This is a genomic window from Chryseobacterium gallinarum (assembly GCF_001021975.1).
GTDB classification, from domain to species: domain Bacteria; phylum Bacteroidota; class Bacteroidia; order Flavobacteriales; family Weeksellaceae; genus Chryseobacterium; species Chryseobacterium gallinarum.
Genome location: NZ_CP009928.1, coordinates 1,727,193 through 1,746,085, shown reverse-complemented (window position 1 = coordinate 1,746,085; position 18,893 = coordinate 1,727,193). Strand labels below are relative to the sequence as shown.

Below are 18,893 nucleotides of genomic sequence, written 5' to 3'. Positions count from 1 at the left end.
TAACATCCATATTACCAGCTTTTGAAGGAGCTTCACATTATATCGTTCAATTATCCTTATCCGCCGTCTTATGGTGGCATTATTGATGTATATTATAAGATTAAGGCATTATCAGATCTGGGAGTAAAAATACATCTTCATTGTTTTGTGGATCATATCCCTGAAAAAATTGATCCGGAAGTTCGGGATAGTACAGAAAATATTTTCTTTTATAAAAAAAAGAGAAACCCTTTTCTTTATTTTTCACCCGTGCCCTTCGCTGCAGCAATAAGAAATTCAGAGACATTGCTCAAAAATCTTGAAAAATTCAAAGCACCTATCCTTTTTGAAGGACTGCAGACGACGAAAATTATCGACCAATTAAAGCAGAAAGAACATCAATTGTTCCTCCGGCTTCACAATAACGAAACTGAATATTATAAAGGCCTGTCTTCTTCCGAAAAAAACCTTTTAAAAAAGATCGTTTACAGAATTGAAGCTTTAAAATACAAAGGATACCAAAAGAAGCGTTTGAAAGAATTTAAAACGATATTCTGTCTTTCGGAAAAAGAATGCCGGGAGACTCTCGCTTATTCAAATAACGCAAGCCTTATCCATATTTTCCATGGTAACCGTATAGTAAAATTCCTGGATAAAAAGGGAGCGTATTTCCTTTTTCATGGGGATCTGAGTATATCAGACAACAAAAAGGCATTAAATGAAACGATCAGCCTGTTTGAAAGCCTACCTGAATACAACCTCATCGTGGCGTCCGACCGGGCTCCTGATGAAATTAAAAAGAAAATAAACCGTATTAAAAACATCGATCTGGTTCCTATAGAAACCGACGAATCCCTTCACCGGCTTTTTGAAAATGCACATGCCAATATTTTACTCTCATACCAGCAGTCCGGAACAAAAGTCAAGCTTTTCAATGCCCTTTATAACAGCAGATTTGTCATTATCAATCAGAATATTACTGACGACAGCTCTCTGATCCGGCTATGCCTTATGGGAATAACAACAGAGGAAATAAGGCAACATATTATAACTACCGCAACAAGCGATTACAATGAAAATGAAACCAGAAAGATGGTTTTAGAAAAGAATCATTCTGATCATGCTAAAGCAGAAGCAATGGTCAACAGTATTTTTAAAGATTAACAACTTTTATTATTTTACGGATATCAAGCTCTTCCAGACAGGCCCAATCTCCGCGATAACATTCTTTATCCCCAAAAACAGAACAGGGTCTGCAGGTAAGATCATTGACCTGAACCACATCATTTTCGCTCTGACCAAAGCCCAGAAACCCCGCATAAGGATGTGTAGCTCCCCATACAGATATACATCTTGTCCCCATCAGACTGGCAAGATGCATATTAGCAGAATCCATTGAAATCATCAGCTCCAGTTCTGAAATTTTATTCAGTTCTTCCGAAAGGCTCAGTTTCCCTGAGAGGCTTTTGGTGTTGGGAATCTGTTCTTCCCACTTTTCAAGAGTTTCGGTTTCCTTTTTTCCACCTCCGAAAAAATAAACAGTGTGTTTTTGTGCCAAAAGCCTGGCCAGCTCGTATGATTTTTCCAGAGGAAGCATTTTCCCTTTATGCTGGGCAAACGGAGCAAAGCCAATTCCGGACTTCGCTGTGGAAGCCGGCCTTAGCTGATGAGACAATTCTACTTTAAAGCCCATTTTCCGAAAAACATCAGCGTACCGCTCAACGGTTTTTTTTAATTGAACCTTATTTAAGTTCCATACATCGGTAAGATGTTCCTTTTCTTCCTTTCCTTTATCAATTTTGAAGACCTTAAGTCCTTTCCTTTTATAAATCCTGTCCAATACCTTGGTACGGATTACATCATGAAGATTAGCGATAAAATCGGGGTTGAATTCTCGGATCAGTTCGTTACTCAACCTGTTTAATCCAAAAAGTCCTTTATAGTCATCTAAATTGATTCCTTTAAATATAAGATTCGGAATACCAGCAAATAAGGCTTCAAAATTTTTTCTGGAAACCATTACAATTTCTACATCTGGGTTTTGTTCCAGGAATTCTCTGAAAACCGGAGCTGTCATGGCAACGTCTCCAAAAGCAGAAAAACGATATGCTAAAATTCTGGTCACAATTACGATTTCAGCTGATAAGCGACTGCGTAAAATTTAATCTGCTTGGTCATGGCCATTAATCCGTTTGCCCTGGAAGGAGAAAGAAACTCCTGAAGACCTATTTCTGAAATAAACTCAAAATCTGAATCTAAAATTTCCTGTGTAGAATGCCCGCTGTAAATGCTCACCAAAAGAGAAACGATTCCCTTTGGAAGAATTCCGTCAGAATCTGCATTAAAGAAAAGCTTTCCATCTTTAAATTCAGCATCAATCCATACTTTGCTCTGGCAGCCTTTAATCAGGTTTTCTTCTGTCTTCTTATCATCCGAAAGTCCTTTTAATTCCTTGCCAAGATCTATGATATACTCATATTTCTGCTCCCAATCTTCAAGAAATGCGAATTCTTCGATTATTTCCTGCTGTTTTTCCTTAATGGTCATTTTAAATCAAATTTCTTTGTGCAAAGATAAGAAATTATGCTTTAGGCGATAAGATTCAGGCAGTAAGCTATTTCAGATATTAACCTGTTACCTGAAGCCTGTAGCCAAACCTGCTTTTTGAAAAACTTTTAATAATTGTATTTCTTCATTTTCCCAACACAGCACTTTGGATGCTTTTTCAAGCTCCAGCTGATAATTTTTTCTTCCTTTCTCCAAAACCTTTTTTACTGCTTCCGCAATATTTTCAGGATGATGATTTTTAATGATTTCTCCTATGTCAAACTGATTTTTAATATTTCGCAATTCGGGAAGATCAGACAAAATTAAAGGAACCCTTGACTGGATACAGTCCAATACCTTATTGGGCAATGAATAAAGATAGCTATCTCCCCCGTTCTCTTCTATGCTCATTCCGACATCTGCTGTCACGGTTATTTTTCTTAAGTCCTCGGGTTTTAGTTTTCCCAGAAACTGAACTTTATGCTGAAGCTTTTCCCTGTTGACCAGTTCTTCATATTCTTTTTTTCTTGGACCGTCTCCGGCAATTTTAAAAATGACTCCTTCCAGATAATGCATCGCCATAATGGCTTTATCAATTCCCCGGAAAGGATTAAGGGCTCCCTGGTATAAAAATATTCTGGGTGAATTTTGAGGAATTTCTATTGTAAAATCCAGTTTTCTTGGAGCATTCTGAACCACCACAGCGTCTATTCCGTATTTTTTTCGGAACCATTTTGCATAACTTTCACTGGCTGTCACCATCCACTGTAGCTGGGGAATAATCTTTTCTTCTACATACCGCCACACCTTTTGTGACATTTTGCCCTGAATGGCAGGCATTTCTGAAAAAATCTCATGGCTGTCAAAAACCAGCGGGATATTCAGCTTTCTGGCGATAAGATAGTTTGATAACAAGGCATCCACATCATTAGCATGAAGAATGGTATTCCGGTCTGCTTTTCTTTTGAGTACATGGTAAAGCTTCCAATTAAACTCAAAATAGGCTGTCTTTAAGCTTTTTGAAGCCAGATGTATTCGTGAAAAAGGATAAGGCCGTTCCATTTCTTCGGCTCCTTTCCAATCATTTCCTATCAACTCCACCTCATAACCGTTTTCATGAAGGGTCCTGCAAACCTTTTCAATGCGCTGATCCGTATACAGATTACTGAAAGCTGATGTAATGATTTTTTTCTTCATCAGGATTTTTTTCCGGTCAGTAAATGATACATCTGAATAAAGCAAATCAACCCGTTGGGTATGATAACCGGCCATAACGGACCACTAAAAAAACCATAAATGACAAAACAGATACAACCAATCATATTGACCACTCTGATTTTTCTTACATCTTTCAGGATGAAACTCAGTACGATAAAAACAGAAGCAGAGTATCCAATATAAGTAGTAATTTCAGGATTCATGGGGAAATTTTAAGGATAACAAACTTAATCATTTTCAATAAGATAATAAAATTTTTTCTGCCATAAAGTCATTAATTGATTTTTGGTAAAATATTTGTAATTTAGATAATGAATAAAAAGCAACGTTGCTTTTATTCTAATGAGATATATTATGGACTATAAGTTTTCACAAGGTTTGAGCCAGGTGTTCAAACAAAGCAAAAGCGAAGCTAAAAGGCTGAAAAGTGAATTTCTCAATACAGAACATCTACTTTTAGGTATTATAAAAACGGAAAACTCTGCAAAAGAAATCCTTCAAAACCTTAATGCGGATTTAACACAAATCAGAAGAAAAATTGAAACTCTAAATACAGCAAGTCTTAATCCTATTTCTGAGGAGGTTACTAATATTTCTTTCACCAAGATGGCAGATCATGCCATTAAACGTGCAGAGTTAGAATGCCGGCAATATAAAAGCAATGAAATTAATACCGTTCATTTGCTTTTGGGTATTCTTTATAAATATGAGGATCCTACTTCAAACATTTTAGGAGCTTATGACATCGACTATGAAGGTGTTTCAAGAGAGTATCAGACTATGCTCAAAAATTCAGGACAAGCACCTCAGATGAGTGCATACGATGATGATGATGAGAGAGAAGAATTTGAGCAAATGAGAAAGCCTACAGGAAATTTAGGTTCTGCAAAAAGTAAAACGCCTACATTGGATAACTTTGGTAGAGACCTGACTTCTCTGGCAAGAGACGGAAAGCTGGACCCTGTAATCGGACGTGAAAAAGAAATTGAGAGGGTTTCCCAGATCCTATCACGAAGAAAGAAAAATAACCCTCTTCTCATTGGGGAACCGGGAGTTGGTAAATCTGCGATTGCAGAAGGACTGGCATTAAGGATTCAACAGAAAAAAGTCTCCAGGGTTCTTTACGGAAAACGTGTGATCACTTTAGATCTGGCCAGTTTAGTAGCCGGAACCAAATATCGTGGTCAGTTTGAAGAAAGAATGAAGGCCATTATGACTGAGCTGGAAAAGAACAGGGATGTCATCTTATTTATTGACGAGCTCCATACCATTGTAGGCGCCGGAAGTTCCACAGGAAGTTTGGATGCCTCCAACATGTTTAAGCCTGCCTTAGCAAGAGGGGAAATCCAATGCATCGGGGCTACGACGCTTGATGAATACCGTCAGTATATTGAAAAAGATGGAGCATTAGAAAGAAGATTCCAGAAAGTAATGGTGGAGCCTACTTCTATTGAGGAAACCATTCAGATTTTGAATCAGATCAAAGACAAGTATGAAGAACATCACAATGTAATTTATACGCCTGAAGCGATAGCCGCTTGTGTCAATTTGACATCAAGATATATAACAGACCGTTTTTTACCGGATAAAGCTATTGATGCGATGGATGAAGCAGGATCACGTGTTTACATTAAAAACATGAAAGTCCCTACGGAAATCATTGACTTCGAGAAAAAAATCGAAGACATCAAAGAATTAAAACAAAAAGCGGTAAAAGCCCAGGATTATCTGGAAGCCAGAAAGCTTAAAGATGAGGAAGAACGTCTTCAGATGGAACTTAACTCGGCTCAGGAAAAATGGGATAAAGACGTGAAGGAGAAAAAAGAAACCGTAACGGAAGAAAATGTAGCAGAAGTGGTTTCTATGATGAGCGGGGTGCCTGTAACAAAAGTAGGTAAAAACGAACTCGACAAACTTGCCCAGATGGACGGCAAACTGAACGGAAAAGTGATCGGTCAGGAAGATGCTGTGAAAAAAGTGGTAAAAGCCATTCAGAGAAACAGGGCCGGACTTAAAGATCCAAACCGTCCTATCGGTACCTTTATCTTCCTGGGGACAACCGGGGTAGGTAAAACCGAGCTGGCGAAAGTAATGGCAAGGGAATTATTTGATTCTGACGAAGCATTGATCAGAATTGATATGAGTGAATACATGGAAAAATTCGCTGTTTCAAGATTAGTAGGTGCGCCTCCGGGATATGTAGGATATGAAGAAGGTGGCCAGCTGACCGAAGCAGTAAGAAGAAAACCTTATGCTGTGGTTCTGTTGGATGAGATTGAAAAAGCTCACCCTGATGTATTCAATATCCTGTTGCAGATCTTGGATGAAGGACACGTTACAGATAGTTTAGGAAGAAAAATCGACTTTAGAAATACAATTATTATCCTTACTTCCAATATCGGAACAAGAGATCTCAAAGATTTCGGAGATGGTGTAGGATTCGGAACTTCAGCTAAGAAATCAAGTTCCGACAACAGAGCAAGAAGCACAATTGAAAATGCCCTTAAGAAAGCATTTGCTCCTGAATTCCTGAACAGAATTGATGATATTATTATCTTCAACTCTCTTGTACAGGATGATATCAAGAAAATTATTGATATTGAGCTTAATAAGCTGTACGGAAGACTTGAAAAATTAGGATATAAAGTAGAATTGACTGAAGAAGCCAAAGACTTTATTTCTGAAAAAGGATGGGATAAAGATTTCGGAGCAAGACCATTGAAACGGGCTATCCAGAAATATATTGAGGATTTATTGGCAGAAATGCTGGTGAATAAACAATTGAATGAAGGAGAAACCGTAGTTCTTGATCTTAATGAAGCCAAAGACGGTTTAGCCGGAAAAACACAGAAAGCCAAGAAATCTGCAGCTGAGAAGTCTTCTCAGTCTTAAATAAATAATTTAATTTTTGATTAAAGCATCGGGAATTCCCGATGCTTTTTTGTTTATGGTGTTCTTATGTTTGGGCTAAAGCCCATGGAATGGGGATATTTGATTTATGCGGGCTAAAGCCCGCCCCCTATTGATATTGATGGACCATAATATAAAATTTATTGTTTTTTATGGGGAATTTCTGATGAACCCTAAAGAATAAACATTCCTCTGTTTTATCTTCTTTACAATAAAATAAATTGTTGTTTACTGTCAGTATTATAACTGAAAGTAACTTCCGGCATCTATTAAAGTCCTACAACAAAGCCTATATTCGGGATCAGTCCACTTGAAAATACACTGGAGTTTTCCTTATAGAGAACATTGTACATTAATCCCAACTGCATAAAAGAATTATTTCCGATCCTTTGCATATATCCTCCACCAAGGTATAATGCTGTTTCTTCCTTGTTGTATTTATAATCGTAGTATTTATCTTTATAATTAATAAAATAATGCTGGAGATTGGCCCCGACATAGAATGATCTGGCAAAATAATAATTGATAAACGGACCTATTCCAAACATCGTAGATCTGTAATAGTCTGAAGTCTGCCATGAAACACTTCCCACCACACCTCCTTCAAGATCATTGGTAAGCCTGTATCCTACCCTCGGTGATGCCTGCAGATAAAAAGCGCTGTTGCTTCCGAATCCCAAACCAATTCCTCCTCCGAAAGTCCAACGGTTATTTTCCTGGGCTGGTGTACCTACTGAAATCTGGGAAAAAACTGTTCCTGAAAAGAACATTAACATCAGTGGAATAATAAACTTTTTCATATTTAAATATTTTATTTTGTGTAAAGATTCTTCCTCAATCAGCACTTTTTTATCTCTGTCTGGCTGTTGAAAAGTATCATATATGGTGTTATTTAATTTAAAATTGTTTTTATCAATGTTTAAAAATATGGTTTTTTTACGAATTTATTAGTTGTATTTTTGCCGCGTCAAACTAAGAACTCCCGTTAAGAGTTTCGTAAAATTGAAAATAATGAAAATAGTAGTAGGCCTCTCCGGAGGTGTAGACTCAAGTGTTGCAGCTTATTTGCTGCAGCAACAAGGCCATGACGTAGTGGCTTTATTTATGAGAAACTGGAATGATGCATCGGTCACTTTAGAGGATGAATGTCCCTGGATTGAAGACAGCAATGATGCACTGATGGTTGCCCAGAAGCTGGGTATTCCGTTTCAGGTGATTGATATGAGCGAGCTTTACAAAGAAAGAATCGTTGATTATATGTTCGCCGAATACGAGAAAGGAAGAACACCGAATCCTGATGTATTATGCAACAGAGAGGTAAAATTCGATGTTTTTATGAAGACAGCTATGTCTTTAGGTGCTGATAAAGTTGCCACAGGCCATTATGCAAGAGTCAATTCTACTTTTGATGAAAGCGGAAAAGAAATTTTTCATCTTTTGGCGGGAAAAGACAATAACAAAGACCAGTCTTATTTTCTTTGCCAGCTGAGTCAGGACCAGCTTTCAAAAGCATTATTTCCTATCGGAGAGCTTACAAAGCCTCAGGTAAGGGAGATTGCTAAAGAAATAGGATTGGTAACCGCCGATAAAAAAGATTCACAGGGGCTATGTTTTATCGGAAAGGTAAGCCTGCCTCAGTTTTTACAACAGCAATTGAAACCTAATGAGGGTGAAATTGTAGAAATTTTCAAAGATTCTCCATTATTTTCAGAAGAAAAACCGGGGTTTACATCTAAAGAAGAAGAGCTTAAGTTTTTATCTGCCAAAATCCAATATAAAAAGACTGATGGAAAAGTGATTGGCAAGCATCAGGGAGCCCAGTTTTTTACCATCGGACAAAGTAAAGGATTAGGTATCGGGGGGCATAAAGAAAGCTGCTTTATCATTTCCAGAGATATGGAAAACAATATTCTTTTTGTAGGAGAAGGGAGTCATTTTCCGGGGCTTTATAAAAAGGCCTTAAAAATTGACAATTCAGAGCTGCATTGGGTACGTGAAGATATGAGGCTTAAAAGCGGCGAGTCCATGGATGTGATGGCCAGATTCAGATACAGACAGCCTTTGCAAAAAGCTAAGCTTTATCAGTTTGAAGATGCTTTTTATGTGGAATTTGATGAGCCGCAGTCTGCTATAGCAGAAGGGCAGTTTGCGTCCTGGTATATCGGCGAAGAGCTTATCGGAAGTGGTGTCATTTCATAATATATTCTGATAAAACTTCAGAAAAACCTTAAATCAAATATGCAAATCCGGAATCTTGTATTCCGGGTTGTTTTATTCATTTTATACTTGAAACAGGATCGAATAAATACCATTCCCACAATACATTCTAACAATAATATCATTGCTAAAAAGCCAATTGGTTTTCCCAGGATCAATCCCCTCACCAGCTTTATAATTCCCAAGATAAAAACCAGGCTTATACCATACAAAACTGTTTTTGAAACAGGTTCTCTCAGCATTTTCAACAGGGGGATTACGGCATAAACACTCAATAAAAGAATTGAATAGAATTGTAAAAAGTCCGGACCTTTCAAAGTAATCGGATTAAAAGTATGGTGTTTTGAAAAAAGCCAAATAAAGCTAATAACACCCGGCACTAAATGAATGATCAATTTTTTCATAGTTTTTATTTTTACTTGATTATCCACCACAACCCCCGCATCCGCCACATCCACCTCCGCAACCTCCTCCGCAGCTGCTTCCACCACTACAACTACTTCCGCCACAGCTTCCGCCATTTTTATCATCTTGTTTATTATTTCCCTGGTATATTCCAATCAGCCCACCAAAAATAAAAGCTACCATAAGTGAAATAAACAAGGAGGTAATTGTACTTAAAATCTCTCCAAGACAGGATGACATCAACAAAAGAATGCCTAATAACGGAATTATCCTGAATTTTTCCCACCAGCTTCTTTTATAGGGTGTATTCTGAAGCCAGATTTCTTTTGGTGCTTCCATATAAAAAATTTGCTGATACGCTTTTAAGGTGTATATAAACCAGTTCCGATGTTTAGATTGATCTTCTACTCCTCCTTTTGAAGGATGATGGTGAAGATTTCTTTTTAAAATATTGGGACAAAAATCTTCCCAATAATTTTGGGTGTAGATCAGGTGCATATGCCATACTTTATCTACGATCTTGCTTGGAGAGGCTCCATTGGGAAGAATACAGCAGAGATAAACAAACTTTTTATACTCTTCTATCGCTTTTGCTGTGAAATCACGGCTCCAGTTTTCTTCTTTGGCCAGCTTCTTTGAAAAAGGAAAAGCAGCATCCGGAGCGTCTAAGGAGAACCCCTGAATCCGGTTCCAAAGAGATTGATCTTTTACAAATATTTTTGTTTCCATTGTGTTACCATTTATTTTCTACTCAAATATCTTTTGAAATCAGAATATAAAAACCTTACAAATATCTTATCCGGATGTATAAAAGCCTTAAATTCGTCTTACAATAAAAAATAAAGAAATGAGAAAAGAGGATATCCTTCATCTTGAGAAGCTTATGAACTTTCTAAGCAGGCAGTTTTTAAAGAAAAATAGCTGGGAAGATGTCTCAAAAACCGAATGGTCATACATCTGCACGGAACTCAATGATCTGATTATTAATGATCATTCAGAAAAAGGAATAAAAAAAGAACCCGAGCTCCTGGGCTCGAACTACCTTTATGAGCATCTTGTTATCAATAAACTAAAAAAGTACCGTAATAATGAATATTCTATAATAAGCAAACCTAATCTGGCCAAATTAAGCCTGATTGTAAAAGTCCTGGGCTATTCAGGGTATATTGATTTTATAAATTCCAATACAGAATCCTTCAACTTCAACGATCTCAGAATTGATATGAATAACGTGAGCTCAAACACGGCTCTTTTAGATCATCTGGTGGGATGCTGGTATTCTTATAACAGAAATCTTCCTGAAAATCCTTTACAGGAAAAAGAAGACCGCATCTGGCGTTCTGCGATGGAAATTTATAAATCTGAAACTACAGGAGAGTTTTTTATAGAAAGAAGCGGCGGTGATCACCATAAATATTTTGGTAAAGTAACGGCTTATTCGGATTATATCTTTATCATTATGAACAGCAATACCTTCATCCGGCAGAGACATTTTATCTCTCGGATCAAAGATAGTAAAGAAAAGCTCAAAAATCCGGAATATAAGCTCCATGAGCTCCACTTTATAAGCACCTGCATCAGCTTTAACCAGGAACCTATAGCTTTATTTGAGATTTTTCAAAAAGCAGACAGAAAAAATTTTATTTCAGATTCCATCAGCTTTCCGATAAACAGTGATGAAATTCCGGAGTCTATTGTAAAACAGCTCGAAGACACTGAGACTAATAGAATTGATTACAGGTAGCTGTAAACAGTATTTTCATATAAATCCGTTTTGATTACGGGAAGGAGGAGATGAAAAACAATTCTACAGCCGTTAATCTATCCGTCAGTAATAAAAAAGGAAAAGAAATAATTTTAAAATAAGAAGCATGAGGTCCATTGGTTATATTTTATAATTGATGACAATTAACTTATCAACCAGTCTTTAAAGTCTTTAACGCGATCCCTGCTTACTGTAATTTCTTCCTGGGGCTGAAAACTGAGATCCACTTTATAATAAGGTGATGTATGAATGTTTTTTATATAGTCAGAATTGATAATAAACTGTCTGTTGACACGAAAAAATTTTTTATCTTCCAGAATATCTTCAAGCTCTTCCAATGTGAAATCTGAAGGATATACCCGCTCTTCCGTCTGAAGATAAACAATCTTGTTTTCACTGAAAAAGCAGCTTACTTCGTGTGTCTGAACAATTTTCAGATTGTATCCGATTTTTACCAGGATTCTTGAAAGGATGGATTTTTCTTTTCTGATCAGCTGCTTGATATCCCGGGATCCCATATCATGATTAGCCGGAATAAAGGATTTAAATTTTTCAACAGCACCGGCAAGATCCTCTTCAAGAATTGGTTTCAGAAGATAGTCGATACTGTTTAATTTAAATGCTTTTAAGGTATACTGATCAAACGCTGTCGTATAGATAATGAAACCTTTGGTGGGAACTTTTTCAAAGATATCAAATGAAAGCCCGTCTCCCAGAACAATGTCTGAAAAGATAAGCTGGGGATGTTCATTTTCAGAAAACCAGGTTACCCCTTCTTCCACTGATTCTATTTTAGCAACCACCTCTATTTCAGGAAAGTTACTTAACATCCTCTCTAATTTCCTTGAAGCTGGCTTCTCGTCTTCAATAATCACTGTTTTGATCATTCTCTATGGCTTTGGTTTTCAGATTTTAAGAAAATAAAGGTAACTAAAAGACTCCGGGTTTAAAAATCTACAGGCTCTTTTGTTTTTTAAGTTCCTTTTCTAAGATTTCCTTTTCCCATTTGTCATCTAAAACAAAAAGAGAAAATGCTTTAATGATAAGAATAATCGCCCAAATGGCAAGCAAAAGACGTCCCCCGAAAAACCTGTGATGAAACCCGTTATCTAGCCAATTATTACCAATGATAATTGCTGTGACAATGCCGAACCATACAAGGTTTTTATAGAATTTTTTCAATTGCTGAACTTTGCCGTATGCAGTATCGTAATCCATGATCTAAGGTTTTTTAAAGTTATAATAAGGTTTTTCTTTTTCTTCTTCCATCAGTTCCCTGATCTTTTTTTCTTCCCAGCTTTTTCCAATTCCGAAAACACTGACAGCATGAAATGCTATCCCGATACCCCAGCCCAACATCGGCCATAGGAACCATAAATATCCGGTTGTAGTCATAAGATTCAGAAAGGCCAGAAAGGGAATAACAATACAAAAAGAAGTAAGGTTTTCGTAGAACTTCTTCAATTCTTTTACTTTTTTTGCTGCTCTTTCATAGGAAGCAGTTTCTTTATTTGATAAAATTTCCATAATGTAATGTTTTAAAGGTTATTGCTGTTTTTTCCTGATTCAAAGGTAGGCTGTATAATAGCCTTACATCAACTTTATGTTACCGAACGGTAGATTTTTTTTCCCGAATGGTAAAAATCTGGAATTACTGAAACAATTCTTAAAAAAAATAACCCATTATCCTGTTCCTGGTATCTCTTATGTTAACTAATATATAAAAGGAATCCATTTTTTAGTCCTTTTTTGATATTGGATATACTCATTTCCAAACCTTCCTATCAAACCTCTCTCTTCATCTGCGATCCTCCTTTCAAAGGCCAGAAAAAATACAAGAGGGCCTATTAAGAGTGATAACCAATTATTTAAAGCCAGACCAATTCCTATAAGACCGATAAGCATTGCCGTATAAGAAGGGTGCCTGACGTATCTGTATACTCCGTTTGTTATCAGCAGATGATCCTTTTTAATGGTAAGATCCATCGTGAAAAAGTTTCCAAGATTTCTTATAGCCAATGCTCTTAGTAAAACTCCACCTATAAACACTGCCAGCCCGAAATATCTGAATTCAATGATGTCACTAATAGGAAGTTTTATAAGTATTGAAATCAATACCGGATTTATTCGTGTGAAACAGGCAATAATCCAAAGCCTTTGAAGACCTATTTTATCTGTTACTTTTTGATCTCCGTTTCCGGAACGCCGGAACCTGAGGTAATAATATTCGATCAGGGACCAGACAATAATCCCTGTGTAGATAACGATGTCTAAGGTTTTCATTATTTGCAGTTTTTGGTTTTTTAAAATTAACCAATCAATACAAATAATCATTTATATTTAAAAATTCATTTATTTCAAAATCGTAATATATCAACAGAAGACGGGATCTAAACTAATAGATAAACGGAATCAGTTTCTTTGTATTCTTTCTGTATTGAATATATTCATCTCCAAATTGTTCTATCAGAGCCTGTTCTTCAATGTTGATCCTGTGTGTAAAAGCAAGGAACGGGGGAATAACCGCGAAAGCCATTGACAGCCAATTATTCAGATATAAGCCAAGCCCAAGAGATGTCAGCAGGGAAAAAGTATAAGAAGGATGCCGTATGTATTTATAAAATCCTCCTTTTTTAATTTTATGGCCCTGTTTAATGGTAACATCCACTGTAAAATATTTCCCAAGAGACCTGATAATGATAAATCTGAAAATAATACCGATAAGAACAAACCCTTCTCCTGCATAATAAATCCAGCTTCCACCGGCAATCGGCAGTGTGGTCAGGTGGGAAACCAGCACGGCTCCCAGGATGGAAAAAGGAATAGCAAACCATAAAATATTAAGAGTGGATTTGTCTTTATCTTTTTTATCTTCCTTGCCGGACTTCAGTATATTTTTGTATAAAAATTCACTGACAAACCAAACGGCCATAGAAACTGCAAATAAAACCTGGAGCACATTCATTGGATTATATTTATTATTAATGGTGTATTACCTTGTATGCTTTCCTTCTTATTTCACCCTATCTTCATATTTATCAATCAACTCATTAATTTTTTTATCTTCCCAGTTCTTTCCCAGAAAGAATCCCGGAAAAAAAACGGTAAATCCGTAGAAGATCTGGATAGCTCCCCAAACAACCGGAACAATAAAATACTCTATATGCCAAATGCTTTCCCCGGGTTTCAAGCCTTCATAATTAAGAAACAGGAGGAATATATTTACTGCTACATAAATAAAAGCAGACATATAAAACCCTTTGATTCTTTTCACCATTCTTTTTGCTTCCTGGTAGCGGATATCGTTTTCACTTAAATTTCTCATAGTTTTATCGTTTACTTTGTTTTTCAAGAATTTCTCTGATCTTCCTGTCCTCCCAATTTTTTCCTATAGCAAAGACACTGACTCCGTGAGCGATCACTCCTATTCCCCAGCCGAACATCGGAAAATAGAACCAGATATGTTTTGGGTTGGTAAGAAGGTTAATAATAATCAGAAAAGGAATAACAATACAATAAGACGTAAGGTTTCCATAAAAGCTTTTAAGTTCTTTCACACGCTTTTTTGCTCTTTCATACGCCAGGTCTTCATTTTCAGGTTTAATGCTGACTATATTAGGTTTATTGGAAAGCACCGGAAGTTTTACTTTAAAATAGTCTTCAGACTTTTCAATGAATACATTTTTTTTGGTAAGCAGGGAATAACGCTGTACAATATTGGCAAGTCCAATGCCTGAACTTTCTTTGATCTGCTCTCTTACCTGAAGGTTGTTTTCTATACAAAGCGTATCATTTTCCGAAAAGATTCTAATGATCAGGGGTTTTGAAGATGTTGCAAAGTTATGTTTAATACAGTTTTCCAGCAGCAGTTGCAGAGACAGGGGCACTACGTACCTCCGGAGGTCTTCCTGGCGTATTTCAAAAACAAAATCTACACTGTCTTCAAATCTTGTTTTTAAGAGGTCACAATAAGTTTTTGCAAATTCGATTTCATCCTCTACGGTTACCAGCTCTTTATCTTTTTGTTCAAGTACATACCGGTAAATTTTTGACATCGAAGCAGTAAACTTTTGTGCTTTTCCCGGGTTCTCATCAATCAGAGCGCTCAGAACATTCAGAGAATTAAAAAGGAAATGGGGATCCAGCTGATTTTTTAAGCTTTCAAACTGAGCATTCGCGGATTTGGCAATAAGCTTCTGTTCCACGACTTCTTTCCTTGAGGTTTTTCTTAGTTCTTCCATAAAGCCTTTAGCATGAAGGAACGCTGTGATCAAAAGAGCAATATTGATCATAAACCAATTGGTAAAACCATATTTCGGTGAGAAAAATTCTTCTGCAGTGGCAGTTTTCTGAATGACAACATAATTCATATAATTACAGAAATACACCAGAATAAAATTCCCGATTATGATGGAAACAATACTCAAAACGGCTCTTGTCCGGGTTGCTTCAGACCATGGAAATCTTTTGTTGAGAAACTCATTAATCACTCCGTTTCCTACTCCCAATACAAAGGTGTACATCACTGAAAGCAACATGGTTATCATAAAAGCCCTGAAAGTCTTTTCGTGATTAAAAAACAAAAAGAAAAACAATGTTGTTCCCAGCGATATCCAAAGTAAAATGATGATATTTTTACGTCTCATGATGTGTTCTCTTAACTCAAAATTAGCTTTTATTAAAGGTATCAAAAATTATTTCTTACCGAAAGGCGGGTTTTTATAACCGAACCGCATAAAAAAGCCTTCACTGGATGAAGGCTGGTTTTTTTATTTAGTTTTTTCTGCAGGAAGGCTTATAAAATATTCCGCTTCGGATTTACCCCAATTGGGATCTAAAGCTGTTTTGGGTTTATAGGAATTAAACCTGGCTAATGCCGTTTTAAATTGCTCTATTCCTTTTGTTTTACTTCCACCATACTGTTCCGGGGTAAAGTAGGTATCTTCTGCTTTAATCAGGGCAATCCTTGGATTAGCCGGATCCAGTTTTTCAGCTACATTGAGTTCTTCCGCCGCTCTCACCCCATCAGTCATATACCGTTGTTGTGGGTTCACCATCATTCTTAAGGAAAAAGCCATTTTACGCAACAAATGAATTTCCGCATTATCTGCTCCGGCAAGGTTTTGTGCTGTAGCCAGATACTTTTCCGCCTGACCAGCTATGGCATCCAGTTCCTGCATATTTCCGTTTCTCATCAGTACTCTTCCTTTTTGAATGGAGGCAAAAGCTGCATAATATGCAGGAAGCCATTGTGAGCTTTCCTTACTTCCTATTCTCTGAAAATCATTGGCAAGGGCCTGAAAATCTTCCGGGGTTTTGCACGTCTCGATTTTAGCAATTTTTTCCGTCATAACTTTTTCATAATCTGCCTGTGCAAAAGCTGTTAAGCTTACCAGAACTAAAGCAAAGCTTAAAATGTATTTTTTCATTATATAATTTTTTAAAAGTTAGTTATAATAAATATCGAAGTTATGCTTTTATAAATTATTATTGATAGCATCCTGTGTTTTATCTACTCCAAAACTGATAAAGGCTCCTACAAACACAAACGTATTTACCGGAGGAACTACGGCTGAACTACGGGATCCGTCTACAGAAAAATTATATCCATATACATTCTTTGATCCTAAAATATTGGAAATACTTAATACAAATACAGTAAACGCTTTAGCACCCTTTTTACCAAGATTCGGGAGATAATTGATACTGAAATTGAGAGCATTATAATCCTTTAAACGTCCTTCATTCCTGATATAATTAACCGGGGTTGCATTGTCAACCGTAGTAACGATATCGTAATAAGGACGTCCTTTGGCATAGGTGTAGGATAGATTTACTCCCATTTTCCATTCGGGAATGAATCTCTTTAGTACGGCTGAAAGAGTATGCTCAGCAGCAAAACCGGGTTTTAAGCTTATCGGATAATTCAGAAAATCCCTTTTCGAATCCAGGAAGGAGTATGTAATCCAGTAATCTATATTTTCAAATGTTTTTTTATTATCCCTCCAAAACAATTCAAGGCCTTTGGCATAACCATATCCATCATTGCTGAATGCTGTCAGGATCTGCTGATTCTGTTCTTTTCCAGGGGTTATCGTAAAAGTTTTAATCAGATCATCATATTTTTTGTAAAAGGCCTCAAAACGCAGGCTCCGGCCTTCTGAGCTCCTTTGGATCTGGAAAATATAGTGCTGAGATTTTTGAAATCCAAGATAGGCAGGTCCATTAATGTATCTGCTCTCGGGGTTTTGATAGAAAAGACCATAAGCAAAACTGGTTGTCCAATCCTTGGCAAAACGGTAAGCCAGAGCAAAACGTGGAGCAATATTACTTTTATCCAAAAAAGATGAATTCTCTGCCCTTATTCCTATTTTTGCGGATAGGGCATTGCTGAAACCCAGGTCAGTTTCTATAAAAGCAGAAGAAATCAAATCTTTATAATGCTTGTTCACTGCTTCAAAACTTAACTTCTCATCGGCATTATTCAGTTCAAAACCTCCCCTTACCGCACTTATTTTATTAATTCTTCTTTCCAGCACGGCCTTGAAATTGATATAATTTCCGTCTGTTAAAAGTCTTGTCTGCCCCGATTCAACATTGTCGGTTTCAGTAGAAAATTTAAGGTCTGACCTGTTATAGGCATAGGATGTGCCCGCATTGAACAGATATTTCCCAAATTTTTGTCTGAAAGATAGATTGTGATAAGTATTCTGTCCTTTTAATCTCACTAAAGCGAAATCATATCCGGATTCCAGACTCTCCGTTTTCACTCCCATTGTATTGGAGTTGTACATCCCGTAATATTTAAAAAAGCCTCCGGATTTGGTTTTTATTCTAAAATTAAAATCACTGTTCAGGCCTTGCGGAGCACTGATAAAATTAGTATTGAAATTAAATACTTTTTGCATCAGGCTTAAAAGAGAATAGCCCGCAGAAGCTCCATAAGAGTAGTTTTTATTGTTCCCTAGCTTTTGAAACCCCGCGCTTAAAAAAATAGGAGAAACCCCGAAATTGTATGAGCTTTGATCCGGAAGGTCTACACTTTCCAGCATCAGTGCTCCCGATAAGGCTTGCCCGTATAATGCAGAATATCCGCCACTTGAGAATATATTCCCTTTAAAAAGAGAGGTATTAAACTGGTCCCTACCCGCAATTCCCGGTATTGAATTGGAAAAATAATTATTGATGAGACTCCCGTCCATAAAAATCTTAGATTCCGTAGCCGTGCCACCTCTTATAAATAGCCCTTCCGATTCTCCAACCTTTTGTACACCGGGAAGATAATTTAAAGCTGAAGAAATCTGTCCGTCTGCGCCTGCGGTTGTATAAATATCAATGGGAGTAAGCAACGCGGTTGCCCTTTTCCTGTCACTGGCTTCAATAGAGCCCGCAGAAACCACTACTGCATCAATTTCGCTGATCTGTTCTTTAAGCTGGACACTCACTATAATCTCCTGGCTATCAATATTTATACTTTTTTCAACTTCTTCATATTTAGGATGGGTAAATGTCAGGATATGGGTCCCCTTTTCCGCAGTTTCGAAAGAAAAATTTCCCTGGGCATCCGTAGTAGCTCCATCGTAGGTATTTTTCAAGGTAACATTTACTTCATTGATTCCTTTGTTTTTAAAGATCACCTTACCGGATATCTTTATCTGGGCATATCCCATCATAAAAGCCAGAAAAAAAATCAGAAGCAGTATTTTTTGCCCTAGTGTTTTCATAGGTGTTATTGTTTTCCGGATCAAAAATAATCTGAAAAACTACTCCTGTAAAAAAAATATTACTGAAAGGCATTCTTTTGTTCCCGAGTGGGAAATCACTGGATACAGCTACAACTTCTTTTTTCTGA

The 18,893-nt window shown here is 36.9% G+C and carries 19 protein-coding genes; 4 read left to right on the top strand and 15 right to left on the bottom strand.

Features of this window, described 5'->3' with window-relative positions; translation table 11 throughout:
* Positions 1 to 21: 21 nt before the first annotated feature.
* Positions 22 to 1,143 (top strand): glycosyltransferase, encoded by a 1,122-nt coding sequence (locus OK18_RS07835; protein ID WP_053327648.1) that lies wholly within the window; start codon positions 22 to 24, stop codon positions 1,141 to 1,143.
* Here the strand turns inward: OK18_RS07835 and OK18_RS07830 are convergent.
* From OK18_RS07830 to OK18_RS07815, 4 genes are all read right to left on the bottom strand, one after another.
* Entirely contained in the window at positions 1,133 to 2,104 is a 972-nt protein-coding gene (locus OK18_RS07830) for a glycosyltransferase family 9 protein (protein ID WP_228377707.1), read from the bottom strand. The genes OK18_RS07835 and OK18_RS07830 overlap by 11 nt on opposite strands.
* A gap of 2 nt (positions 2,105 to 2,106) precedes the next feature.
* Complete coding sequence (locus OK18_RS07825; RefSeq protein ID WP_050021740.1) at positions 2,107 to 2,526, bottom strand: SufE family protein; 420 nt, start codon at positions 2,524 to 2,526, stop codon at positions 2,107 to 2,109.
* An 87-nt stretch (positions 2,527 to 2,613) separates the two neighbouring features.
* A complete protein-coding gene (locus OK18_RS07820; protein ID WP_053327647.1) occupies positions 2,614 to 3,723 on the bottom strand; it encodes a glycosyltransferase in 1,110 nt (369 codons plus the stop codon).
* Positions 3,723 to 3,947 carry a hypothetical protein gene (locus tag OK18_RS07815; RefSeq protein ID WP_053327646.1) on the bottom strand — a complete coding sequence of 75 codons (225 nt, stop codon included), beginning with the start codon at positions 3,945 to 3,947 and terminating at the stop codon, positions 3,723 to 3,725. The genes OK18_RS07820 and OK18_RS07815 overlap by 1 nt, the downstream gene beginning before the upstream one ends.
* A gap of 151 nt (positions 3,948 to 4,098) precedes the next feature.
* Between OK18_RS07815 and OK18_RS07810 the strand changes: the two genes are divergently transcribed.
* On the top strand, positions 4,099 to 6,636 hold the full coding sequence (locus OK18_RS07810) for an ATP-dependent Clp protease ATP-binding subunit (protein WP_053329323.1): 2,538 nt from the start codon (positions 4,099 to 4,101) through the stop codon (positions 6,634 to 6,636).
* Between the two features lie 287 nt (positions 6,637 to 6,923).
* Here the strand turns inward: OK18_RS07810 and OK18_RS07805 are convergent, their stop codons facing one another.
* The gene (locus tag OK18_RS07805; RefSeq protein ID WP_053329322.1) at positions 6,924 to 7,454 is read right to left on the bottom strand and encodes a hypothetical protein; all 531 of its coding nucleotides are present in this window, start codon (positions 7,452 to 7,454) and stop codon (positions 6,924 to 6,926) included.
* A gap of 211 nt (positions 7,455 to 7,665) precedes the next feature.
* On the opposite strand from OK18_RS07805, the gene mnmA reads away from it, so the two are divergent.
* Positions 7,666 to 8,853, top strand: a complete 1,188-nt coding sequence (gene mnmA, locus OK18_RS07800; RefSeq protein WP_050021742.1) for a tRNA 2-thiouridine(34) synthase MnmA — start codon at positions 7,666 to 7,668, stop codon at positions 8,851 to 8,853.
* Positions 8,854 to 9,294: 441 nt separating this feature from the next.
* On the opposite strand, the gene OK18_RS07790 is transcribed toward mnmA, so the two are convergent.
* Complete coding sequence (locus OK18_RS07790) at positions 9,295 to 10,005, bottom strand: glycine-rich domain-containing protein (protein ID WP_053327645.1); 711 nt, start codon at positions 10,003 to 10,005, stop codon at positions 9,295 to 9,297.
* A 118-nt stretch (positions 10,006 to 10,123) separates the two neighbouring features.
* Between OK18_RS07790 and OK18_RS07785 the strand changes: the two genes are divergently transcribed.
* A complete protein-coding gene (locus OK18_RS07785) occupies positions 10,124 to 11,020 on the top strand; it encodes a hypothetical protein (RefSeq protein ID WP_053327644.1) in 897 nt (298 codons plus the stop codon).
* Between the two features lie 164 nt (positions 11,021 to 11,184).
* On the opposite strand, the gene OK18_RS07780 is transcribed toward OK18_RS07785, so the two are convergent.
* The 9 genes from OK18_RS07780 to OK18_RS07740 form a co-directional block, all read right to left on the bottom strand.
* Positions 11,185 to 11,928 carry a LytR/AlgR family response regulator transcription factor gene (locus OK18_RS07780; RefSeq protein ID WP_082129160.1) on the bottom strand — a complete coding sequence of 248 codons (744 nt, stop codon included), beginning with the start codon at positions 11,926 to 11,928 and terminating at the stop codon, positions 11,185 to 11,187.
* A gap of 67 nt (positions 11,929 to 11,995) precedes the next feature.
* On the bottom strand, positions 11,996 to 12,259 hold the full coding sequence (locus OK18_RS07775) for a 2TM domain-containing protein (protein ID WP_053327643.1): 264 nt from the start codon (positions 12,257 to 12,259) through the stop codon (positions 11,996 to 11,998).
* A gap of 3 nt (positions 12,260 to 12,262) precedes the next feature.
* On the bottom strand, positions 12,263 to 12,568 hold the full coding sequence (locus OK18_RS07770; RefSeq protein ID WP_053327642.1) for a 2TM domain-containing protein: 306 nt from the start codon (positions 12,566 to 12,568) through the stop codon (positions 12,263 to 12,265).
* Between the two features lie 186 nt (positions 12,569 to 12,754).
* A complete protein-coding gene (locus OK18_RS07765) occupies positions 12,755 to 13,324 on the bottom strand; it encodes a methyltransferase family protein (protein ID WP_167336355.1) in 570 nt (189 codons plus the stop codon).
* 112 nt (positions 13,325 to 13,436) lie between these two features.
* Positions 13,437 to 14,006: a methyltransferase family protein gene (locus OK18_RS07760; protein ID WP_053327640.1), complete on the bottom strand. Its 570-nt coding sequence runs from the start codon at positions 14,004 to 14,006 to the stop codon at positions 13,437 to 13,439.
* A 48-nt stretch (positions 14,007 to 14,054) separates the two neighbouring features.
* Positions 14,055 to 14,366: a 2TM domain-containing protein gene (locus OK18_RS07755; RefSeq protein ID WP_082129259.1), complete on the bottom strand. Its 312-nt coding sequence runs from the start codon at positions 14,364 to 14,366 to the stop codon at positions 14,055 to 14,057.
* A 4-nt stretch (positions 14,367 to 14,370) separates the two neighbouring features.
* Positions 14,371 to 15,687 carry a 2TM domain-containing protein gene (locus tag OK18_RS07750; protein WP_053327638.1) on the bottom strand — a complete coding sequence of 439 codons (1,317 nt, stop codon included), beginning with the start codon at positions 15,685 to 15,687 and terminating at the stop codon, positions 14,371 to 14,373.
* Positions 15,688 to 15,810: 123 nt separating this feature from the next.
* On the bottom strand, positions 15,811 to 16,470 hold the full coding sequence (locus OK18_RS07745; protein WP_053327637.1) for a hypothetical protein: 660 nt from the start codon (positions 16,468 to 16,470) through the stop codon (positions 15,811 to 15,813).
* A 48-nt stretch (positions 16,471 to 16,518) separates the two neighbouring features.
* On the bottom strand, positions 16,519 to 18,765 hold the full coding sequence (locus OK18_RS07740) for a TonB-dependent receptor (RefSeq protein WP_053327636.1): 2,247 nt from the start codon (positions 18,763 to 18,765) through the stop codon (positions 16,519 to 16,521).
* Positions 18,766 to 18,893: the final 128 nt, after the last annotated feature.

Coding starts and splice junctions, on each gene's coding strand:
- OK18_RS07825 (WP_050021740.1), bottom strand. CDS start 2,526: ATGACCATTAAGGAAAAACAGCAGGAAATAATCGAAGAATTCGCATTT.
- OK18_RS07820 (WP_053327647.1), bottom strand. CDS start 3,723: ATGAAGAAAAAAATCATTACATCAGCTTTCAGTAATCTGTATACGGAT.
- OK18_RS07815 (WP_053327646.1), bottom strand. CDS start 3,947: ATGAATCCTGAAATTACTACTTATATTGGATACTCTGCTTCTGTTTTT.
- OK18_RS07810 (WP_053329323.1), top strand. CDS start 4,099: ATGGACTATAAGTTTTCACAAGGTTTGAGCCAGGTGTTCAAACAAAGC.
- OK18_RS07805 (WP_053329322.1), bottom strand. CDS start 7,454: ATGAAAAAGTTTATTATTCCACTGATGTTAATGTTCTTTTCAGGAACA.
- mnmA (WP_050021742.1), top strand. CDS start 7,666: ATGAAAATAGTAGTAGGCCTCTCCGGAGGTGTAGACTCAAGTGTTGCA.
- OK18_RS07790 (WP_053327645.1), bottom strand. CDS start 10,005: ATGGAAACAAAAATATTTGTAAAAGATCAATCTCTTTGGAACCGGATT.
- OK18_RS07785 (WP_053327644.1), top strand. CDS start 10,124: ATGAGAAAAGAGGATATCCTTCATCTTGAGAAGCTTATGAACTTTCTA.
- OK18_RS07780 (WP_082129160.1), bottom strand. CDS start 11,928: ATGATCAAAACAGTGATTATTGAAGACGAGAAGCCAGCTTCAAGGAAA.
- OK18_RS07775 (WP_053327643.1), bottom strand. CDS start 12,259: ATGGATTACGATACTGCATACGGCAAAGTTCAGCAATTGAAAAAATTC.
- OK18_RS07770 (WP_053327642.1), bottom strand. CDS start 12,568: ATGGAAATTTTATCAAATAAAGAAACTGCTTCCTATGAAAGAGCAGCA.
- OK18_RS07765 (WP_167336355.1), bottom strand. CDS start 13,324: ATGAAAACCTTAGACATCGTTATCTACACAGGGATTATTGTCTGGTCC.
- OK18_RS07760 (WP_053327640.1), bottom strand. CDS start 14,006: ATGAATGTGCTCCAGGTTTTATTTGCAGTTTCTATGGCCGTTTGGTTT.
- OK18_RS07755 (WP_082129259.1), bottom strand. CDS start 14,366: ATGAGAAATTTAAGTGAAAACGATATCCGCTACCAGGAAGCAAAAAGA.
- OK18_RS07750 (WP_053327638.1), bottom strand. CDS start 15,687: ATGAGACGTAAAAATATCATCATTTTACTTTGGATATCGCTGGGAACA.
- OK18_RS07745 (WP_053327637.1), bottom strand. CDS start 16,470: ATGAAAAAATACATTTTAAGCTTTGCTTTAGTTCTGGTAAGCTTAACA.
- OK18_RS07740 (WP_053327636.1), bottom strand. CDS start 18,765: ATGAAAACACTAGGGCAAAAAATACTGCTTCTGATTTTTTTTCTGGCT.